Origin of the sequence: Streptomyces inusitatus, from assembly GCF_014651115.1 — a bacterium.
Lineage (GTDB): Bacteria > Actinomycetota > Actinomycetes > Streptomycetales > Streptomycetaceae > Streptomyces > Streptomyces amakusaensis.
Window position 1 is genome coordinate 1 of record NZ_BMWG01000107.1, and the last position, 539, is coordinate 539.

Below are 539 nucleotides of genomic sequence, written 5' to 3' on the forward strand. Positions count from 1 at the left end.
CAAACAAATCACGCACCAACAACGGCACCGACCACCCGTCAACCACCAGATGATGAACCGTCAGAACCAACGAATACCGCTCCGCCCCCAACCGCACCAGCACAAACCTCAACAACGGAGAACGCGACACATCAAAACGACGACCACGCTCCTCAGCCACCACCCCTTCCACACTGGAATCCACACCGGAATCCCGGAGATCAACCTCCCGCCACGGCAACTCCGCCCCCAACGGAAACACCTGAACCGGATCACCCTCACCCCGCACCACAAACCGCGCACCCACCTGCGGATAACGCACCAACAACGCCTCCGCCGCACCCCTCAAACGACCAGCATCAACCCTCCCCTCCAAACCGAAAACCAACTGCACCACATACACATCAGGCCCCTCCACGTCATACACCGCATGAAACAACAACCCCTCCTGCAACGGCGACAAAGGCAAAATATCCTGGGGCTTTTCGACCTCTGAGATCTGGTCGATTTCGGCTTGGGTGAGGCTCACCAACGGCAGATCCGACGGCGTCCGCCCCCCA

The 539-nt window shown here is 59.4% G+C and carries 1 protein-coding gene; it reads right to left on the reverse strand.

Features of this window, described 5'->3' with window-relative positions:
- Positions 1 to 508, reverse strand: a 508-nt coding sequence (locus IE247_RS34035) for a condensation domain-containing protein (RefSeq protein WP_229869540.1), incomplete at its 3' end; no start/stop codon positions are given.
- Between the last annotated feature and the right edge of the window lie 31 nt (positions 509 to 539).